14 protein-coding genes are annotated in these 14,074 nt (G+C 72.4%); 6 read left to right on the top strand and 8 right to left on the bottom strand.

Features of this window, described 5'->3' with window-relative positions; translation table 11 throughout:
* Window positions 1-15: 15 nt before the first annotated feature.
* Window positions 16-201, bottom strand: a complete 186-nt coding sequence (locus ACFYM2_RS00950) for a hypothetical protein (protein ID WP_358994573.1) — start codon at window positions 199-201, stop codon at window positions 16-18.
* 408 nt (window positions 202-609) lie between these two features.
* Between ACFYM2_RS00950 and ACFYM2_RS00945 the strand changes: the two genes are divergently transcribed.
* A complete protein-coding gene (locus tag ACFYM2_RS00945; RefSeq protein WP_358994576.1) occupies window positions 610-978 on the top strand; it encodes a hypothetical protein in 369 nt (122 codons plus the stop codon).
* Window positions 979-1,072: 94 nt separating this feature from the next.
* Here ACFYM2_RS00945 and ACFYM2_RS00940 read toward each other — a convergent pair whose 3' ends face one another.
* The 4 genes from ACFYM2_RS00940 to ACFYM2_RS00925 form a co-directional block, all read right to left on the bottom strand.
* A complete protein-coding gene (locus ACFYM2_RS00940; RefSeq protein ID WP_388832268.1) occupies window positions 1,073-2,341 on the bottom strand; it encodes an MFS transporter in 1,269 nt (422 codons plus the stop codon).
* Window positions 2,338-3,744, bottom strand: a complete 1,407-nt coding sequence (locus ACFYM2_RS00935; RefSeq protein ID WP_388832265.1) for a GH1 family beta-glucosidase — start codon at window positions 3,742-3,744, stop codon at window positions 2,338-2,340. Before ACFYM2_RS00935 ends, ACFYM2_RS00940 begins: the two co-directional genes overlap by 4 nt.
* Window positions 3,745-4,224: 480 nt before the next feature.
* A complete protein-coding gene (locus ACFYM2_RS00930) occupies window positions 4,225-5,943 on the bottom strand; it encodes a bifunctional 3'-5' exonuclease/DNA polymerase (protein ID WP_358994582.1) in 1,719 nt (572 codons plus the stop codon).
* A gap of 187 nt (window positions 5,944-6,130) precedes the next feature.
* On the bottom strand, window positions 6,131-7,453 hold the full coding sequence (locus tag ACFYM2_RS00925; RefSeq protein WP_358994584.1) for a LuxR C-terminal-related transcriptional regulator: 1,323 nt from the start codon (window positions 7,451-7,453) through the stop codon (window positions 6,131-6,133).
* A gap of 151 nt (window positions 7,454-7,604) precedes the next feature.
* Here ACFYM2_RS00925 and ACFYM2_RS00920 point away from each other — a divergent pair, with 151 nt between their 5' ends.
* A complete protein-coding gene (locus ACFYM2_RS00920; protein WP_388459765.1) occupies window positions 7,605-8,513 on the top strand; it encodes an NADP-dependent oxidoreductase in 909 nt (302 codons plus the stop codon).
* A 69-nt stretch (window positions 8,514-8,582) separates the two neighbouring features.
* Here the strand turns inward: ACFYM2_RS00920 and ACFYM2_RS00915 are convergent, their stop codons facing one another.
* Entirely contained in the window at window positions 8,583-9,263 is a 681-nt protein-coding gene (locus tag ACFYM2_RS00915; protein ID WP_358994590.1) for a GDSL-type esterase/lipase family protein, read from the bottom strand.
* A gap of 219 nt (window positions 9,264-9,482) precedes the next feature.
* Between ACFYM2_RS00915 and ACFYM2_RS00910 the strand changes: the two genes are divergently transcribed.
* Complete coding sequence (locus ACFYM2_RS00910; protein WP_358994593.1) at window positions 9,483-10,493, top strand: quinone oxidoreductase; 1,011 nt, start codon at window positions 9,483-9,485, stop codon at window positions 10,491-10,493.
* A 168-nt stretch (window positions 10,494-10,661) separates the two neighbouring features.
* Here the strand turns inward: ACFYM2_RS00910 and ACFYM2_RS00905 are convergent, their stop codons facing one another.
* Window positions 10,662-11,036, bottom strand: coding sequence for a VOC family protein (locus ACFYM2_RS00905; RefSeq protein ID WP_388459766.1), 375 nt, complete (start codon window positions 11,034-11,036; stop codon window positions 10,662-10,664).
* A 153-nt stretch (window positions 11,037-11,189) separates the two neighbouring features.
* Between ACFYM2_RS00905 and ACFYM2_RS00900 the strand changes: the two genes are divergently transcribed.
* Window positions 11,190-12,170, top strand: a complete 981-nt coding sequence (locus ACFYM2_RS00900; RefSeq protein ID WP_388832260.1) for a WD40 repeat domain-containing protein — start codon at window positions 11,190-11,192, stop codon at window positions 12,168-12,170.
* A gap of 102 nt (window positions 12,171-12,272) precedes the next feature.
* Here the strand turns inward: ACFYM2_RS00900 and ACFYM2_RS00895 are convergent, their stop codons facing one another.
* Window positions 12,273-12,926, bottom strand: coding sequence for a DUF4360 domain-containing protein (locus ACFYM2_RS00895; RefSeq protein ID WP_388832257.1), 654 nt, complete (start codon window positions 12,924-12,926; stop codon window positions 12,273-12,275).
* A 305-nt stretch (window positions 12,927-13,231) separates the two neighbouring features.
* Here ACFYM2_RS00895 and ACFYM2_RS00890 point away from each other — a divergent pair, with 305 nt between their 5' ends.
* Both ACFYM2_RS00890 and ACFYM2_RS00885 read left to right on the top strand, forming a co-directional pair.
* Window positions 13,232-13,387, top strand: a complete 156-nt coding sequence (locus ACFYM2_RS00890) for a hypothetical protein (RefSeq protein ID WP_388459768.1) — start codon at window positions 13,232-13,234, stop codon at window positions 13,385-13,387.
* An 87-nt stretch (window positions 13,388-13,474) separates the two neighbouring features.
* Window positions 13,475-14,020: an EF-hand domain-containing protein gene (locus tag ACFYM2_RS00885; protein ID WP_388459769.1), complete on the top strand. Its 546-nt coding sequence runs from the start codon at window positions 13,475-13,477 to the stop codon at window positions 14,018-14,020.
* Window positions 14,021-14,074 lie beyond the last annotated feature (54 nt).

Here is a 14,074-nt window from a genome sequence, read left to right as displayed (position 1 = left end):
GCCCCGTGGCCGGGGTCAGTAGCGCGGCTTGCGGGTGAGCGCCACACCGCCCAGCAGGAACACCACGCCGATCACGCCCGCCACGATGGCCGTGGTCGACTCCACCGGCTTGTGGATCGCCGCCGTCACCGCGCTGACCAGGCCCGCCACACCGCTGATGTAGCAGAAGATGGTGATGAAGATCTTGAGGTTGGGATTCACCGGAAACTCCTTTGCGGAAATGCGTACACCACCGGATCGACACGTATCCCCGTACCGCTCGCCTGGCGGCACTACGTATGCAAAATGGCTCCGTTGCGAGAATGTACCGGAACCCCTGATGCCGCTCAATGCTTAACAATTGGGGGCGGGTCGAGGGGTGGTGACGCCGCTGCGGAGCCGTCGGCGCGACCGCCCGGGCCCCGACCCGTACGTATGCGTACACCTGCGGCGGGAGGCGTCCGCATCGCATTTTAGGTCTTGGCGCCGAGGCGAACGCGTGTCAGATTTATGGACGTCGCCAAGGAAACAGTTCGACCGGCCGACAGGAACGCTTCGGCAATTGTCTCGGCAACTGTCGACCCGCACCGCCCACCCGCATTGTTCATCCGCTCTGCGAAGGAGAATTCCGTGGCTTTGGATCCCCGTGCACGTGCTGAATTCGTGAATGGTTACACCCGGGCACTGATCACCGCCTGGTCGAGCGAGACGTTCGCGGCGAAGCTGGGCAGCGACCCCCGTTCGGCGCTGGCCGAGGCGGGGCTCACCGTCCCGGAGGGCGCCGAGATCGTGGTCGTCCGCACCGTCCCCGAGGGGCAGGCGGACGGCGACCTGGAGGTCCAGGTCCAGCTGTGGGAGGCGGGTCTCGCCTCGGGCCGCTTCGAGTTCCACATCCCCCAGACCCCGCAGATCGACATGGCGGAGCTCTCCGAGGGCGACCTGGCCGACGTCGCCGCCGGTGGCACCTCCTGCTGCTGCCCCTGCTCCTGCTGCACCTGATCCCCTGGCAGCAGAGCGACGGACGCCCCGGACCCCGTGGTCCGGGGCGTCCGCCCGTGCTGCCCCAAAGGCCTCCCGCTGGGGCGGCGTGGGCTCAGCGCACCGACCGGATGCGGCCCACGAGCAGCGATCCGCCGACCCCGATCGCCCCGGCGAGCGCGTACAGGACGCCGTATCCGCCGAGCCGGGTCACCACCGGCGCGGCGATCGCGGGAGCCAGGACCTGAGGGAGCGCGTTGGCGATGTTGATGACGCCGAGGTCGCGGCCCCGGTCGGCGGCGCTCGGCAGGACGTCCGTGAGCAGGGCGAAGTCGACGGCGGTGTACACCCCGTAGCCGACGCCGAGCACCAGCGATGCCACCACCGCGCCGGTCCATGTCTGCCAGAGGGCGAGCAGCAGCGTCGCCGCCGAGATGAGGAGCCCGGACCGGACGACGAAGACCTTGCGCCGGCCCGTGCGGTCCGACCGGACGCCGGCGATCACGACGGTGGCCAGCAGCGTCACCGCGTCCAGCGCGGTCAGGACGAGCACCCCGGTGTCGGCGTCGCCCCGGTAGTGCACCGCGTCCGTCAGGTAGTACAGCAGGTACATCGTGCTGATGGAGTACGAGAGGTTCATCAGGAACCGGGTCAGCCACGCCCACCCGAAGTCGGGGAAGCGCCGGGGATCGATCCAGAACCCGGTCACGAACTCACGTAGGGAGAACGGCACTTGTGCGCCGGGCGGCAGCGCGGTGTCCCGGCGCATCGCCACATACGGGACGACGGCGAGGAGCGAGAACGCCGCGCAGAGCGCGTATCCCAGGGTGATGCCGCCCGCCGCCGTCGCAAGCGCCGTGCCCACCAGGACGCCGCCGACCTGGGCCACCCCGAGCCAGCCGCCCACCATGCCGCGTCGCCGGTGGGGCACCTGGTCGGGGACGGCGGCGGTCAGCGCGGCGAAGGAGGCGTTCAGGGCGAGCTGCACCAGGCACCAGCCCGCCGTCATCACGGCCACGTCCGGCGCCCACGCCAGCACGAGCAGTCCCGCGGCCCCGCCCACCGCGCCCGCCACGACCCACGGGACGCGCCGCCCCACCCGCGCCGTCGTCCGGTCGGACAGGGCCCCGAACACCGGGTTGGCCACCAGGGAGACGGCGGCGCCGACCCCGGTGACCAGCGCGAGGGTCGAGGCCTTGTGGCCGGGGGTGAAGTGCTGCGCCTGGCGGGCCAAGAGCAGTTGCAGCGGGCCGAACCAGCCCACCCACACCCCGAGATTGGCCAGCGCGAGCGCCCCCACCCAGCGCCCACCGGCCCAGGGTTCGCCACCCTTGCCGCCCCGCTCGGCGGCGCCCGGGGCTCTCGCCCCGGGCCCGACCGTCACCGCCCGGCCCCGGCCGCGCCGGGATTCGCGCCCGCGATGACGTCCCGGTACCAGGCGTAGGAGTCCTTGGGGGTGCGCGCCAGGGTCTCGTAGTCGACGTGGACGAGCCCGAAGCGCTGCCGATAGCCCTCCGCCCACTCGAAGTTGTCCAGGATCGACCAGATGAAGTAGCCCCGTACGTCGACGCCCTCGGCCATCGCCCGGCGCAGGGCGCGCAGATGGCCGTCGTGGTAGGCGATGCGCCGGGCGTCGGCGATCCGGCCCCCGCGCGCCGGGTCGGGCCCGTCCCCGTAGGAGCAGCCGTTCTCGGTGATGTACAGCGGGGGAAGGGCGTCGCCGTAACGGGAGCGGAAGGCGACCAGGAGCTCGCGCAGCCCCTCGGGCACCACCGGCCAGCCGAAATCGGTCCGTTCGTGGCCCTCGATCTCGTACACGCCGAACGGCAGGTCCGGCGGGAGCGCGATCCCGGCCACGCTGGCGGCCGCGTCCGGCCTCGGCGCCCCGACGAGCGCCGGGTTGTAGTAGTTGATCCCGTACCAGTCGAGCGGGGCGGAGATGACCTTCAAGTCCTCGGCCACCGGGCCCGGCATCAGCGCGGCCCAGTCGTCGGGGTAGGCGCCGGTGAGGACCGGGTCGGCGAAGAGGTGGTTCATGAGGGTGTCGTAGAGCGCGGCCGCCGCGCGGTCCTCGTCGGTGTCGCCCGCCGTACGGACCGGACTGTGCGAGGCGGCGATGCCTATCTCACGCGCCCCGGCCGCCCGCAGCGCCTCAACCGCCCTGCCGTGGGCGAGGAGTTGGTGGTGGGCCGCGGGCAGCGCGTCGAAGACCAGACGCCGGCCGGGCGCGTGCTCGCCGAGCCCGTACCCGAGCAGGGTGACCTCGGCGGGCTCGTTGAGGGTGATCCAGCGCGGCACCCGGTCGGCCAGGCGCTCACCGACGAGCGCGGCGTACGCGGCGAACCGTTCCGCCGTGTCCCGCTGAAGCCAGCCGCCGCGCTCTTCCAGGGCGAGCGGGGTGTCCCAGTGGAACAGGGTGGGCACGGGCGCGATGTTGGCGGCGCACAGTTCGTCGACGAGCCGGTCGTAGAAGTCGAGGCCCTTGGGGTGGGCGGAGCCGGTGCCGGCGGGCTGGACGCGGGGCCAGGAGACGGAGAAGCGGTAGGCGCCGACGCCGAGCCCGGCCATCAGGGCGACGTCCTCGCGGTAGCGGTGGTAGTGGTCGGTGGCCACGTCCGCGTGCGAACCGTCCTTGACGCGCCCGGCCTCCTTGGTGAACGCGTCCCACACCGAGGGCCCCCGCCCCTCGGCGTCCACCGCCCCCTCGATCTGGAACGCGGAGGCGGACACCCCCCACAGAAACCCGGGCGGAAAGGCGGGCAGCGGCGTGCGCGGCGGCGGCGTCATGGGGGAACCTTTGGGCCCGGGGGCGGTCCCTGTCAATGGAAAGTGAACAAGTCTCAGGTTTTGCGGTCAGCCTGGCCCTGGGGGCGTTGGGGGCGTTGGGGGCGTTGGGGGCGTTGGGGGCGTTGGGTCCGTGGGGTCCGTTGGGGTGTGTGGGATCCGTTGGGGTCCTGGGGTTCGTGGGGTCCGTTGGGGTTTGTGGGGTCCTGGGGTTCGTGGGGGGCCGTTGGGGTCCTGGGGGACCTTGCAAACGCGCCTGCCATCAACCCTGCCAGGGGCGCGGGGAACTGCGCGCCCGGCCACGCACGGCCCGCACGTGAGACTCCGGACCCGCGCGCCCGCCCCGCACGGCCCGCACGTGAGACTCCGGACCCGCGCGCCCGGCCCCGCACGGCCCGCACGTGAGGCCCCGGGCTCGCGCACCCGGGCACCCGCACCCGCACCCGGGCACCCGCACCCGGGCCCCCGGCACCCGCACCCGGGTCACTTCGCATCCGAGTAGCGCTCCACCACCGCCGTGGTGAACGGAAACCGCACCGGCGTGTCCCCGAAGGTGAGGCGGCCGGCGAGTTCGCCCGCCTCGCGGATCGCCCGCGTCACGGTCGCGGCCTCGTCGGCGGGGCAGTGCACGATCACCTCGTCGTGCTGGAAGAAGACCAGCTCGGCCCGGAGCCCGGCGGACGCGATCGCCCGGCGCAGGGCCGCGAGCATCAGCAGCGCCCAGTCCGCGGCGCTGCCCTGCACCACGAAGTTACGGGTGAACCGCCCGCGCGCACGGGCGTCGCTCGAAGAGTATCCGTACGTGAACTCGCCCCCGGAGCCGCCAAGTTGGGCATCCGGCTCCTGGGGGATGCCCGCCTCGTCGGTCTCGCCCGCGCCGGTCGCGGGCGGGCTGGTGCGGCCGAGCCACGTACGCACGAGGCGGCCCTCCTGGCCGGCCCTGGCCGCGTCGTCCACGTACGCCACCGCGAGGGGGAACCGGCGGCGCAGCGCGGCCAGGTTCTTCAGGCCGTCGCCCGAGGTCTGGCCGTAGATGGCGCCGAGCAGCGCCAGCTTGGCGTGGTCGCGGTCGCCGGAGAAGGCCCGGTCGGACAGCGAGGTGTACAGGTCGCCGTCGTGGCCCGCCACCTCCATCAGGCCGGGGTCGCGGGAGATCGCGGCGAGCACCCTCGGCTCCATCTGGTCGGCGTCGGCCACCACCAGGCGCCAGCCCTCGTCGGCGACGACCGCCTGCCGTATCACCTTGGGGATCTGCAACGCGCCGCCGCCGTTGGTCGTCCAGCGGCCGCTGACCGTGCCGCCCGGGGTGTACTCGGGACGGAAGCGGCCCTCGCGCACCCAGTCCTGGAGCCAGCTCCAGCCGTGGGCCGTCCAGATCCGGTACAGCTTCTTGTACTCGATCAGCGGCTCGACCGCGGGATGGTCGAGCTCGGCCAGCTCCCAGCGCCGGGTGGACTTCAGGCGCAGCCCGGCCTCGCCGAACGCCTTCACCACGTCGGCCGGCAGGTCGGGCCTGACCCGGCGGCCGAACGCCGCCGACACCTGCTCGGTGAGCTCGGCCAGGCGGCGCGGCTCACCTCCGCCGCCGGTGCGCGGCGAGCCGCTCGCGTACCGCGCGCCGAGCAGCGTCTCCAGCAGCGCGCGGTGCACATCGGCCCGCCACGGCAGCCCCGCCCGGCGCATCTCGGCGGCCACCAGCATCCCGGCCGACTGGGACGCGGTGAGCAGCCGCATCCGGTCGGGGTGTTCGGCGCGCTCGTGGCGGCGCTGCTGGTCCGCGTACACCTCAAGGAGCGCGTCGAAGGGCAGGTTCGTGGCGCCGTGCGGCTCGAAGAGCGAGGACTGCGCGCCGGGCTCGGCCGCCCGCGCGGGTGGGTCCTGCGGCACGGGACGGTGGTGCAGGCGGGCCCAGGCGGCGGCCGCCGAGCGGGGTTCGCCGTGCCGGCCCTCGTGGCCGAGCAGCAGCAGCTCGGCGTCCTCGATGTCGTAGCACCGCTCGACGCGGACGCCGCCGGCGAGCAGCCGGGGGTAGATGTCGGCGCTGGAGCGCCACACCCAGCGGGCGGCGCCGGGGCGCGCGCGGACCGCCGCCACCAGGTCGGCCTCCTCGTGGATGCCGCCCAGCGGCAGCCCGTCGTCCCCGAGGGCCGCGAGCCGTGCGCCGCCGCCCTCGGTCGCCTCGATGGCCCACCGTTCGTTCACGCGATCGAGTCTGGCACCCGCCACTGACAACGGCACCGCGCCGCGACCGGCCACGCGGCCCGTCCCGCCACCGGACCAGCGACCCGGGTTGCCCCGCGACCCGCGCGGCCCCGCGGCCCCGGTGGCCCGATGAGCCGGGTTGCCCCGCTACCCGGGTGGCCCCGCGACCCCGCTGGCGCCTTCGGCCTCACGCCACCGCGTGCAGCACCGCCGCCGCCTCGCCCCGTGAGCTCACCCCCAGTTTCGCCAGGATGTTGGCGACGTGGAACTTCACCGTCGACTCGCTGATGTGCAGCTCCTGCGCGATCGTCCGGTTGCGGTGCCCCTGGGCGAGGTGGCCCAGCACCTCCGCCTCGCGCGGATGCAGCGCGGCCAGCGGGTCGACGCGCGGGGCCGGCGCGGTGTCCAGCGGCAGGGTCACGGTGGCGGTGGTGCCCCAGCCGGGCAGCGCGTCCACGGCCAGGACCCCGCCGAGCGCGGCCAGGCGCTCGGACACCTGGTGCGTGCCGAGCGTGCCGAGCGTGGCGTGCCCCACCTCGCCGGGCCCGTCGTCCCGTACCGACACGACCAGCTGGCGGTGGTCGAGCCGCCAGCGGACGTGGACGCGGCGCACGCCCTGCTGCCCGGCCATCGCGAGCACCAGTGTGCGTACCGCGGCGCGCGCCAGGTGCGCGATCTCGGCGGGCAGGGACACCTCGGCGGTCTCGGCCTCCGGCGGCGAGAACTCCAGGCGCACCTCGCAGTGGCGCGTCAGCGGGGTCAGGGATTCGGTGAGCCGGGTGAAGGCCTCGGCGGCGGGCTCCCGCGTGAGTTCCTGGTCGCGGTCGGCCACGGCGCGCAGCGCGACCAGGGCGGACCCCGCGAGGTCGACGGCGCGGGCCCGTGCGTCGCGGTCCTCAAGGCCCTTGCCGCGCAGCACGCCCAACAGCGCGAGGAGCGTGGCCTCGTGGGCCTCACCCAGTTCGGCGATCACCCGGGCCCGCTCGGCGGCGGTCGAGCGGGACTGGGCGAGCGCGCCGGGCACCGCCTCGATCGAGATGCGCGCCCGGTGGCCGGTCACCAGGTCCCACAGATCCTGGACGGTCCTCGCGTCCGCAGGCGCCAGCACCTCTCCCGGCGAGGCGCGGACGAGGACCAGCAGCGGGGGCCGCACGGCCATCGGCGCGGCCTCGCTCGCGACCGCGACCACGGTGTGCTCCTCGCCGCCGACCACGGCCGTGCCCTGCCACGGGCGGCCCGGTTCGACGAGCGGGCCGAGCGTCTGGAGGTCGGTGACGCCGACCCGCGGGCCCGCACCGGTGACAGCGTGCACCTTGAACGGCGAGTGCGCGCACTGCCCCGACAGCTCGGCGGCCACCGTGTGCGCGACCAGCGGGGCGACGGCTTCGCACAGGAGCGGCAGGATCCGGTCCATGGGGGAGCGCACCAGCTCGGCGGCCCGCCCGAGCGCGAAGGCGAGGGGCGACGAGGCGGCGTCGGCGGGTGTGCTGCGGATCGTGCGGGGCTCCATCGCCTCAGCGTACGGCCCGGGCGGGCCCCGGCGCCCCGCCTTCCGGCCAGGTCGAACCGGCCATAGGACGGGCCGCTTCGGGCTCCGGGCCGATGGACGCTTGGTCCACGACGCCGAGGACGGCGGATGAACGATGCGAAGGAGCGCGGCGATGGAAGCGATCGTGTACGAACGGTTCGGCGGACCCGAGGTGTTGACGCTCACCACGGTGGACAAGCCCCGGCCGGGCCCGGGCCAGGTGCGGGTCAAGGTGGTCCTCGCGGGCGTCAACCCGGTCGACCACAAGATTCGCGGCGGCACGATGGGGCACTTCTTCCCGGTGGCCTTTCCCGCGATCCCGGGTCTCGAACTGGCGGGCGTGGTAGACGAGTTGGGGCCGGGCGTCACGGACTTCGCGGTCGGCGACGAGGTGTTCGGACAGGCCGACACCGGCGCGTACGCCGCGTACGCCCTGGCCACCCACGTCGTGCCCAAGCCCGCCGGACTGACCTGGGAGCAGGCCGTCGCGCTGCCCATCGCGGGCGAGACGTCCGAGCGGGTCCTGAACCTGCTCGAACTGGGGGCGGGCGAGACGCTGTTGGTGCACGGCGCGGCGGGTGTGACCGGATCGGTCGGCACGCAGCTCGCGGTGGCGAGGGGCGCCACCGTGATCGGGACGGCGTCCCCGGACAACCACGCCTTCCTGCGCGAACTGGGCGCGATCCCGGTGGCGTACGGTGCCGGTCTCACCGAGCGGGTACGCGCCCTGGCACCACGGGGTGTCGACGCGGTCTACGACGCGGCCGGCCAGGGCGCGCTGCCCGACTCGATCGCGCTGCGCGGCGGCGCCACCTCCCGCATCGTCACCATCGCCGACCCGGGGGCCGCCGAGTCCGGCGTCGTCTTCAGCGGCGAGGCCACGCCCGACCCCCGGCCCGTCTTCACCGCCCACGCCCGGCTGGCCGCCGCGGGCCGGCTGCGGGTCCGGCACGCCGGGACGTTCCCGCTCGCCGACGCCGCCAAGGCCCAGGAGCTCAGCGAGGGCGGGCACGTCCGGGGCAAGCTCGCCCTCGCGCCGTGACGTGCTGGGGTTCGAGGGGTGCGCGTCGCGGCGCGAAGACGCCTGCCCCGTAATCCGGGAGCGGACCTCCTACGGCGCGTAGCGGCCGCCCAGTTCCCACGCGCCGTGCAGCGCCCCGGCGAAGGCGGCCGCCAGTTTGTGCTCGCCGGTGGGGCCCGGATGCGTACCGTCGTAGGTGTCCGCGTGGATGTCGTACGTGTCGGGGACCGTCGCCAGCAGCAGCGGTGAGGCCGCCGTGTCGAGGTCGGCGACGGCCTTGGCGAGCAGGACGTTGAAGCGGTCCACCTCGGCGGCGAACGCGGCGTCGTCGCGGGCCCTGATGTTCGGGATGACGGGCAGGGCGACCATGCGTACCCGGGGATTGGCGGCGCGGGCATGGGCGACGAACGCGGTGACGTTCGCGGCGGTCTGGTCGGCGTCCGTGTAGAACCCGAGGTCTATCAGGCCGAGCGAGACGAGCAGCACGTCGGCCCGGCTCTCCGCGACCGCCGGGCCGATCAGCGGCGCCATGTGCAGCCACCCCTCGCCCCACCCGGCGAGGTGCCGGCGGGAAGCGGGCGGAAAGGCGGGATCGGCGTAGGCATCCGAGACGGCCGCCCCGGCCGCCGGATCGTACAGCGCGGAGCGCGGCCCGACGATCTCGTACGGGCCGCGGAAGGACGTCTCCAGGTGGCGCCACATGCGGTAGCGCCAGGTGAAGTCGCCGGGGCATCCGATGGTCATGGAGTCACCGACGAAGAGAAAACGCATGGGGGTCATCATTACCGATCGGTACACCGAGCGGCGACGTGACGGTGAACACGCCGGGCCCCGGAAAGCCCGGGTTCATTGGACGTCCGCCGCGCCTGTCGCCATTCGATCGTTTGCCCACAGGCGAGCTCTCGGCGGGGGCTACGGGCTGCTCTGCTTGCCGGGAATCGGATCGCCATCAATGGGGTTGGCAGGGGGAAAGCCGCTATTGGAGGGGTCATGAGAGCAATTCAGGTGTACGAAGTGGGCGGCCCCGAGGTGCTGCAGGAGGCCGAGGTGGACCAGCCGCGGCCGGGTCCGGGCGAAGCGGTCGTGGAGGTCGCCGCATCCGGGGTCAACTTCCTCGACGTCTACCACCGCGAAGGCCGGTACAGCCTCCCGCTGCCCTTCACCCCAGGCGCTGAGGGCGCCGGCACGGTCGTCGAAGTGGGACCCGGCGTCGCTGACGTCGCAGTCGGGGACCGGGTCGGTTGGGTGGAGATTCCCGGCACATATGCCGAGCGGGCCGTCGTGGATTCCTCCCGGCTGGTGCCGCTGCCCGACGACATCGGCTTCGAGACAGCCGCCGCCGTGCTCCTCCAAGGCATGACCGCGCACTATCTCGTCAAGGACGCCTACCCGGTTCAGGGGGGCGACACGGTGCTCGTGCATGCGGCTGCTGGTGGCATGGGGCTGCTTTTGACCCAGCTCATCACCCATCTCGGCGGCAGGGTGATCGGCACGACGTCGACCACGGCGAAGGCCGAGCTGGCGAAGCGTGCCGGGGCCGCTGAGGTGATCCTTTCCTCTGCGGTCGACGATCTCGCAGCCGAGGTGAGGCGGCTCAACGGCGGTCAGGGACTGCCGGTTGTCTTCGACGGCGTCGGCGCGCACACCTTCGATGCGAGCCTCGCCAGCCTGCGAACCCGCGGCCATCTCGTGCTCTTCGGCGCGGCAAGTGGTGCCGTGCCGCCGTTTGATCCGATTCGGCTCGCCCACGGCGGTTCGCTGACCCTGATCCGCCCCAGCCTCGGGGACTTCATCGCCGATCGGTCCGAACTGCTCCGACGGGCCGCCGATGTGTTCGAGTGGGTGCGCTCCATGGCGCTTGAGGTCGCCATAACGGGCCGCTACGCATTGTCCGAGGCCGCCCAGGCCCACAGCGATCTGGAGGCTCGGCGTACCACCGGCAAGCTGCTCCTCGTACCCGATGCAGCCGCTCCTGGACGCCGCGAGGAGACGCAGAGCTGATCGCGGGTGACGAGGTCGGGGACCTTGGGGGCTGGGATGTCGAGGGCATGGCCGACCGTCATCGCCAAGATCCCCGACAGCGTCAGGCACCGACCTCGGCGTACGTTGTGCAGGGCCGGGAAGTGACTGACCCCGAGGCCCCGACCCCGACCCAGGTGTCGGTCCCTGTCAGTCCCGGACGAGACAGAACGGGTGACCCGCCGGATCGGCGAAGACGCGCCAACTGCGCTTCTCGTCCCCCTCATCGAGCAGCGAGGCGCCCAGATGGAGAACGTCCTCCTGGGCTCGGTTCAGGTCCTGGACACCCAGGTCGAGATGGAACTGCTGAGGCCGAGCGGGATCCGGCCACCGTGGCGGCTGATGGTCTTCCACCCGCTGGAAAGCCAGCACGAGCCCGTCGGTGTGCAGCGTCGCCCAGCCGTCGTCGAGAGACCACCGCGGATCCGGCTGGTTCACTACGCCGCCGAGAAGCGACTGGTAGAACCGGGACAGTTCAACGACGTCGGCACAGTCCAACACCACACACTGCAGCTTGGCGATCATGAAGGGCAGCGTCTCACGGCGCCCGATCACGATCTACAGCTCGAGTGCTGGTGCGTGATCGCCTCCCCGGGTCTTCAGGGCCTCCTCCCGCACGAGGGGGCCCTTCGTGATGTGCGGGCGCGGCGTGGCGGCGTCGCCGGGGACACTGGGGGGATGCGTTCGCTTCTGAGGGTGTGTGGGATGGCTGGGGTCGTCCTGGTGTGGGCGGCGGGGGCCGCGGTGGCCGATGACGGTGGGTTCACCATCAAGGATCCCCGGATCAAGGAGTCCAGCGGGCTTGCCGCGAGCCGCATCCACCCGGGGGTCTACTGGACGCACAACGACAGCGGCGACGGCCCCTATGTGTACGCCGTGGACGCGAAGACCGGGCGGACCGTCGCGCGGGTCACCCTGGAGGGGGTGGGACGGCCGCGCGATGTGGAGGCGATCTCGATCGGGCCCGACGGCGACATCTATGTGGGCGACATCGGCGACAACCTGGACGGTGCCTGGAGCCACGTCTGGATCTACCGCTTCCACGAACCGGCCCGCCTTCAGGACCAGACGGTCAAGGCCACGCAGTACGTCGTCCAGTACGCCGACGGGCCGCGCAACGCGGAGGCGCTGATGGTGCATCCGAAGACCGGCCGCGTCTACATCGCCTCCAAGCGCGAGAGCGGCGGCAACCTCTACGAGGGCCCGGCCACGCTGTCGGCCTCCGGTACGAACGTCTTCCGCAAGGTCGGTGAGGTGCCCTGGGTGACCGACGGCGCGTTCTCGCCCGACGGGACCAAGCTCGCCCTGCGGGGCTACTTCGCGCTGGCCGAATACGCCTGGAAGGGCGGGAGCGGGGACCCCCTGGGCGACTGGCACGCGGTGCCGGGCACGCCGGTGCAGCGCCAGTCCGAGTCGGTGACCTACACCCCCGACGGCGCCGCCCTCATGGTCGGCTCGGAGGGCGAGAACAGCCCGGTGGCGCGCGTCCCTCTTGGAGAGGGCGGCGCCAAGTCGCCTTCGGCGGGCGCGAGTTCCACCGGATCGGGTGATGGTGGCAAGACGGGGAACTTCGCGCTCGGCGCGATGGTTCTGGCGCTGGCCACGGCGCTCTGCCTGGGCGCGAAGCGCGTGCTGCGGCGGCGCGGGCGCGGCGCCTGAGGGCCGGGAGTGCCGGGAGTGCCGGAAGTCTGAAACACGGGCGGCCCGTTGGGGCACGCCGCCGAGGGGCCCACGCGTGGGGCGCGGGCCCCCCTCGTGCGCTCAGCGCTGTCCGGGGCACTCCTTCCACGCCAGGTGGTAGATGGTCTGGATGTCGCCGTCGGTGGAGTCCATGGTGATGAAGCTGTTGGTGTGCGGGTCGGAGGTGCCGGCGCTCGCGCGCAGCTCGGTGTTGATGTTGAAGTTGCGCTGCACGCCGCAGGGGGCCCAGACCAGCTGGCCCCAGTCGGTGGAGTCGGTGGCCTCCCAGTTGTCGTCGTAGGGGCCGGTGAAGGGGTGCGATCTGCTCGCCGTGTCCGGCGAGCCCTGGAAGTAGTACGAGGCCTTCTGGGTGGCACTCGCCCCGCTCTCCAGGTGGGCGTAGCCGCGGTAGTCGGCGCTCGCGACGGCGTAGGTGAAGCCCGATGGGACGTGCACGATCAGGTTGAGCTGGCAGTTCTTGCGGAAGTCGGTCGGCTTGGAGCCGGTGCCGACCTGCGCGAGGTACTGGCTGTAGGTGACGGTGAAGGCCGTGTTGTCCGGCGAGACGGCGACCGCGGCGGTGCCGAGCGGACAGCCCGAGCCGTTGACGGTGGCGATCTCGATCACGATCTTGTCGGGCGGTGCGGTGATGCCGGACGCGGCGGGTGTGGCGATGAAGAGCGAGGACGCGAGGAAGGCCGCGGTCGCGGCGCCCCCGAGAAGTGCACCGGGCATGATGCTCCGATCGGTTGTCGATGTCGGTGGCCGTGCGTCAGGTGGGGGGTCCAGCCGCATGTCCCTGCCGCCGCTGTGACCTGGTGGTCCAGTTGAGGCATGAACATGTCAAACGCCGTCGATCGGTCCGGCCCGTGGTGCGGAGCGCGCCGGATCGCTTTGGATGGTAGGGACCAAGGGGCGTACGCAATAGAGCGGTTATCGGCCGTGACGCGGGGCCCGGCGCGGGGGTGCGGCGGCGGCTTACCGGGTGCCGGGTGCGGGCCGGGGTGCGGCGGTGGTGCGCCGGGTGCCGGGTGTGCGACGTGCACGACGCGGAGCTCGCGATCCACGCGGCGGTGAACGTGGCCTGCCCGTGCGGCACCGGCCACGCCACCCATGACGTCGATGCCCTCGGGCGGCCGTTGTGTCCGCGCCGGGGCGGCCGGTTCCAGGCGGCGGTTCGCGAACTCCCCGGCTGACGCTATGCGTTCATGCATGTACTCTGCGTGATGACCTGGTTTGTTTCCGCAGCAATTCGCAGCACATCGCAGCAAGGAGAGCGTTCTATGTCCGCTGACGTCTTGACCCGCAAGATCTCCCGGCACTTCGACCTCATCGACACCAATGGTGACGGCAGGATCAGCCAGGAGGACTTCGACCTGATCGTCACCCGCATGGGGAAGGAGTTCGCGCAGACGCCGGAATCGCCGAAGTACCGCGCGCTCAGCGACGCCTACCGGGCGCTGTGGGAGGGGATGAGGCAGAGTCTCGACGCCGACGGTGACGGTTCGGTCAGCCGCGAGGAGTACGTGGCCGGGCTGCGCTCGGACGCCGCGAAGGGGGAGAGCTACCGGCAGCTCATCGAGCCGGTGGCCAAGGCGATCATCAGGCTGTGCGACACCAACGGCGACGGCAAGCTCGACAGTGAGGAGTTGGCCAAGGCGCACACCGGTCTGGGCATGGGGGACAAGGACCACAAGGCCGCGATGGCGCGCATCGACCTCGACGGCGACGGATACGTCAGCGAGGCCGAACTGGCGAAGGCCATCGAGGAGTTCTTCCTGAGCGAGGACGAGGACGCCGGCGGCAACCACCTCTTCGGCAAGATCTGACGCCCTGTGCCGTAGTGCTGCGCCTGTCGCTCATGCGGCAGGCGCAGCAGCGTT

The sequence above is a fragment of the Streptomyces sp. NPDC006711 genome (genome assembly GCF_042869775.1).
In the GTDB taxonomy this organism is placed as follows: domain Bacteria; phylum Actinomycetota; class Actinomycetes; order Streptomycetales; family Streptomycetaceae; genus Streptomyces.
This window is presented reverse-complemented; position numbering and strand designations above follow the sequence as displayed.

Coding starts and splice junctions, on each gene's coding strand:
- ACFYM2_RS00895 (WP_388832257.1), bottom strand. CDS start 12,926: ATGCCCGGTGCACTTCTCGGGGGCGCCGCGACCGCGGCCTTCCTCGCG.
- ACFYM2_RS00910 (WP_358994593.1), top strand. CDS start 9,483: ATGAGAGCAATTCAGGTGTACGAAGTGGGCGGCCCCGAGGTGCTGCAG.
- ACFYM2_RS00920 (WP_388459765.1), top strand. CDS start 7,605: ATGGAAGCGATCGTGTACGAACGGTTCGGCGGACCCGAGGTGTTGACG.
- ACFYM2_RS00905 (WP_388459766.1), bottom strand. CDS start 11,036: ATGATCGCCAAGCTGCAGTGTGTGGTGTTGGACTGTGCCGACGTCGTT.
- ACFYM2_RS00915 (WP_358994590.1), bottom strand. CDS start 9,263: ATGCGTTTTCTCTTCGTCGGTGACTCCATGACCATCGGATGCCCCGGC.
- ACFYM2_RS00925 (WP_358994584.1), bottom strand. CDS start 7,453: ATGGAGCCCCGCACGATCCGCAGCACACCCGCCGACGCCGCCTCGTCG.
- ACFYM2_RS00885 (WP_388459769.1), top strand. CDS start 13,475: ATGTCCGCTGACGTCTTGACCCGCAAGATCTCCCGGCACTTCGACCTC.
- ACFYM2_RS00900 (WP_388832260.1), top strand. CDS start 11,190: ATGCGTTCGCTTCTGAGGGTGTGTGGGATGGCTGGGGTCGTCCTGGTG.
- ACFYM2_RS00935 (WP_388832265.1), bottom strand. CDS start 3,744: ATGACGCCGCCGCCGCGCACGCCGCTGCCCGCCTTTCCGCCCGGGTTT.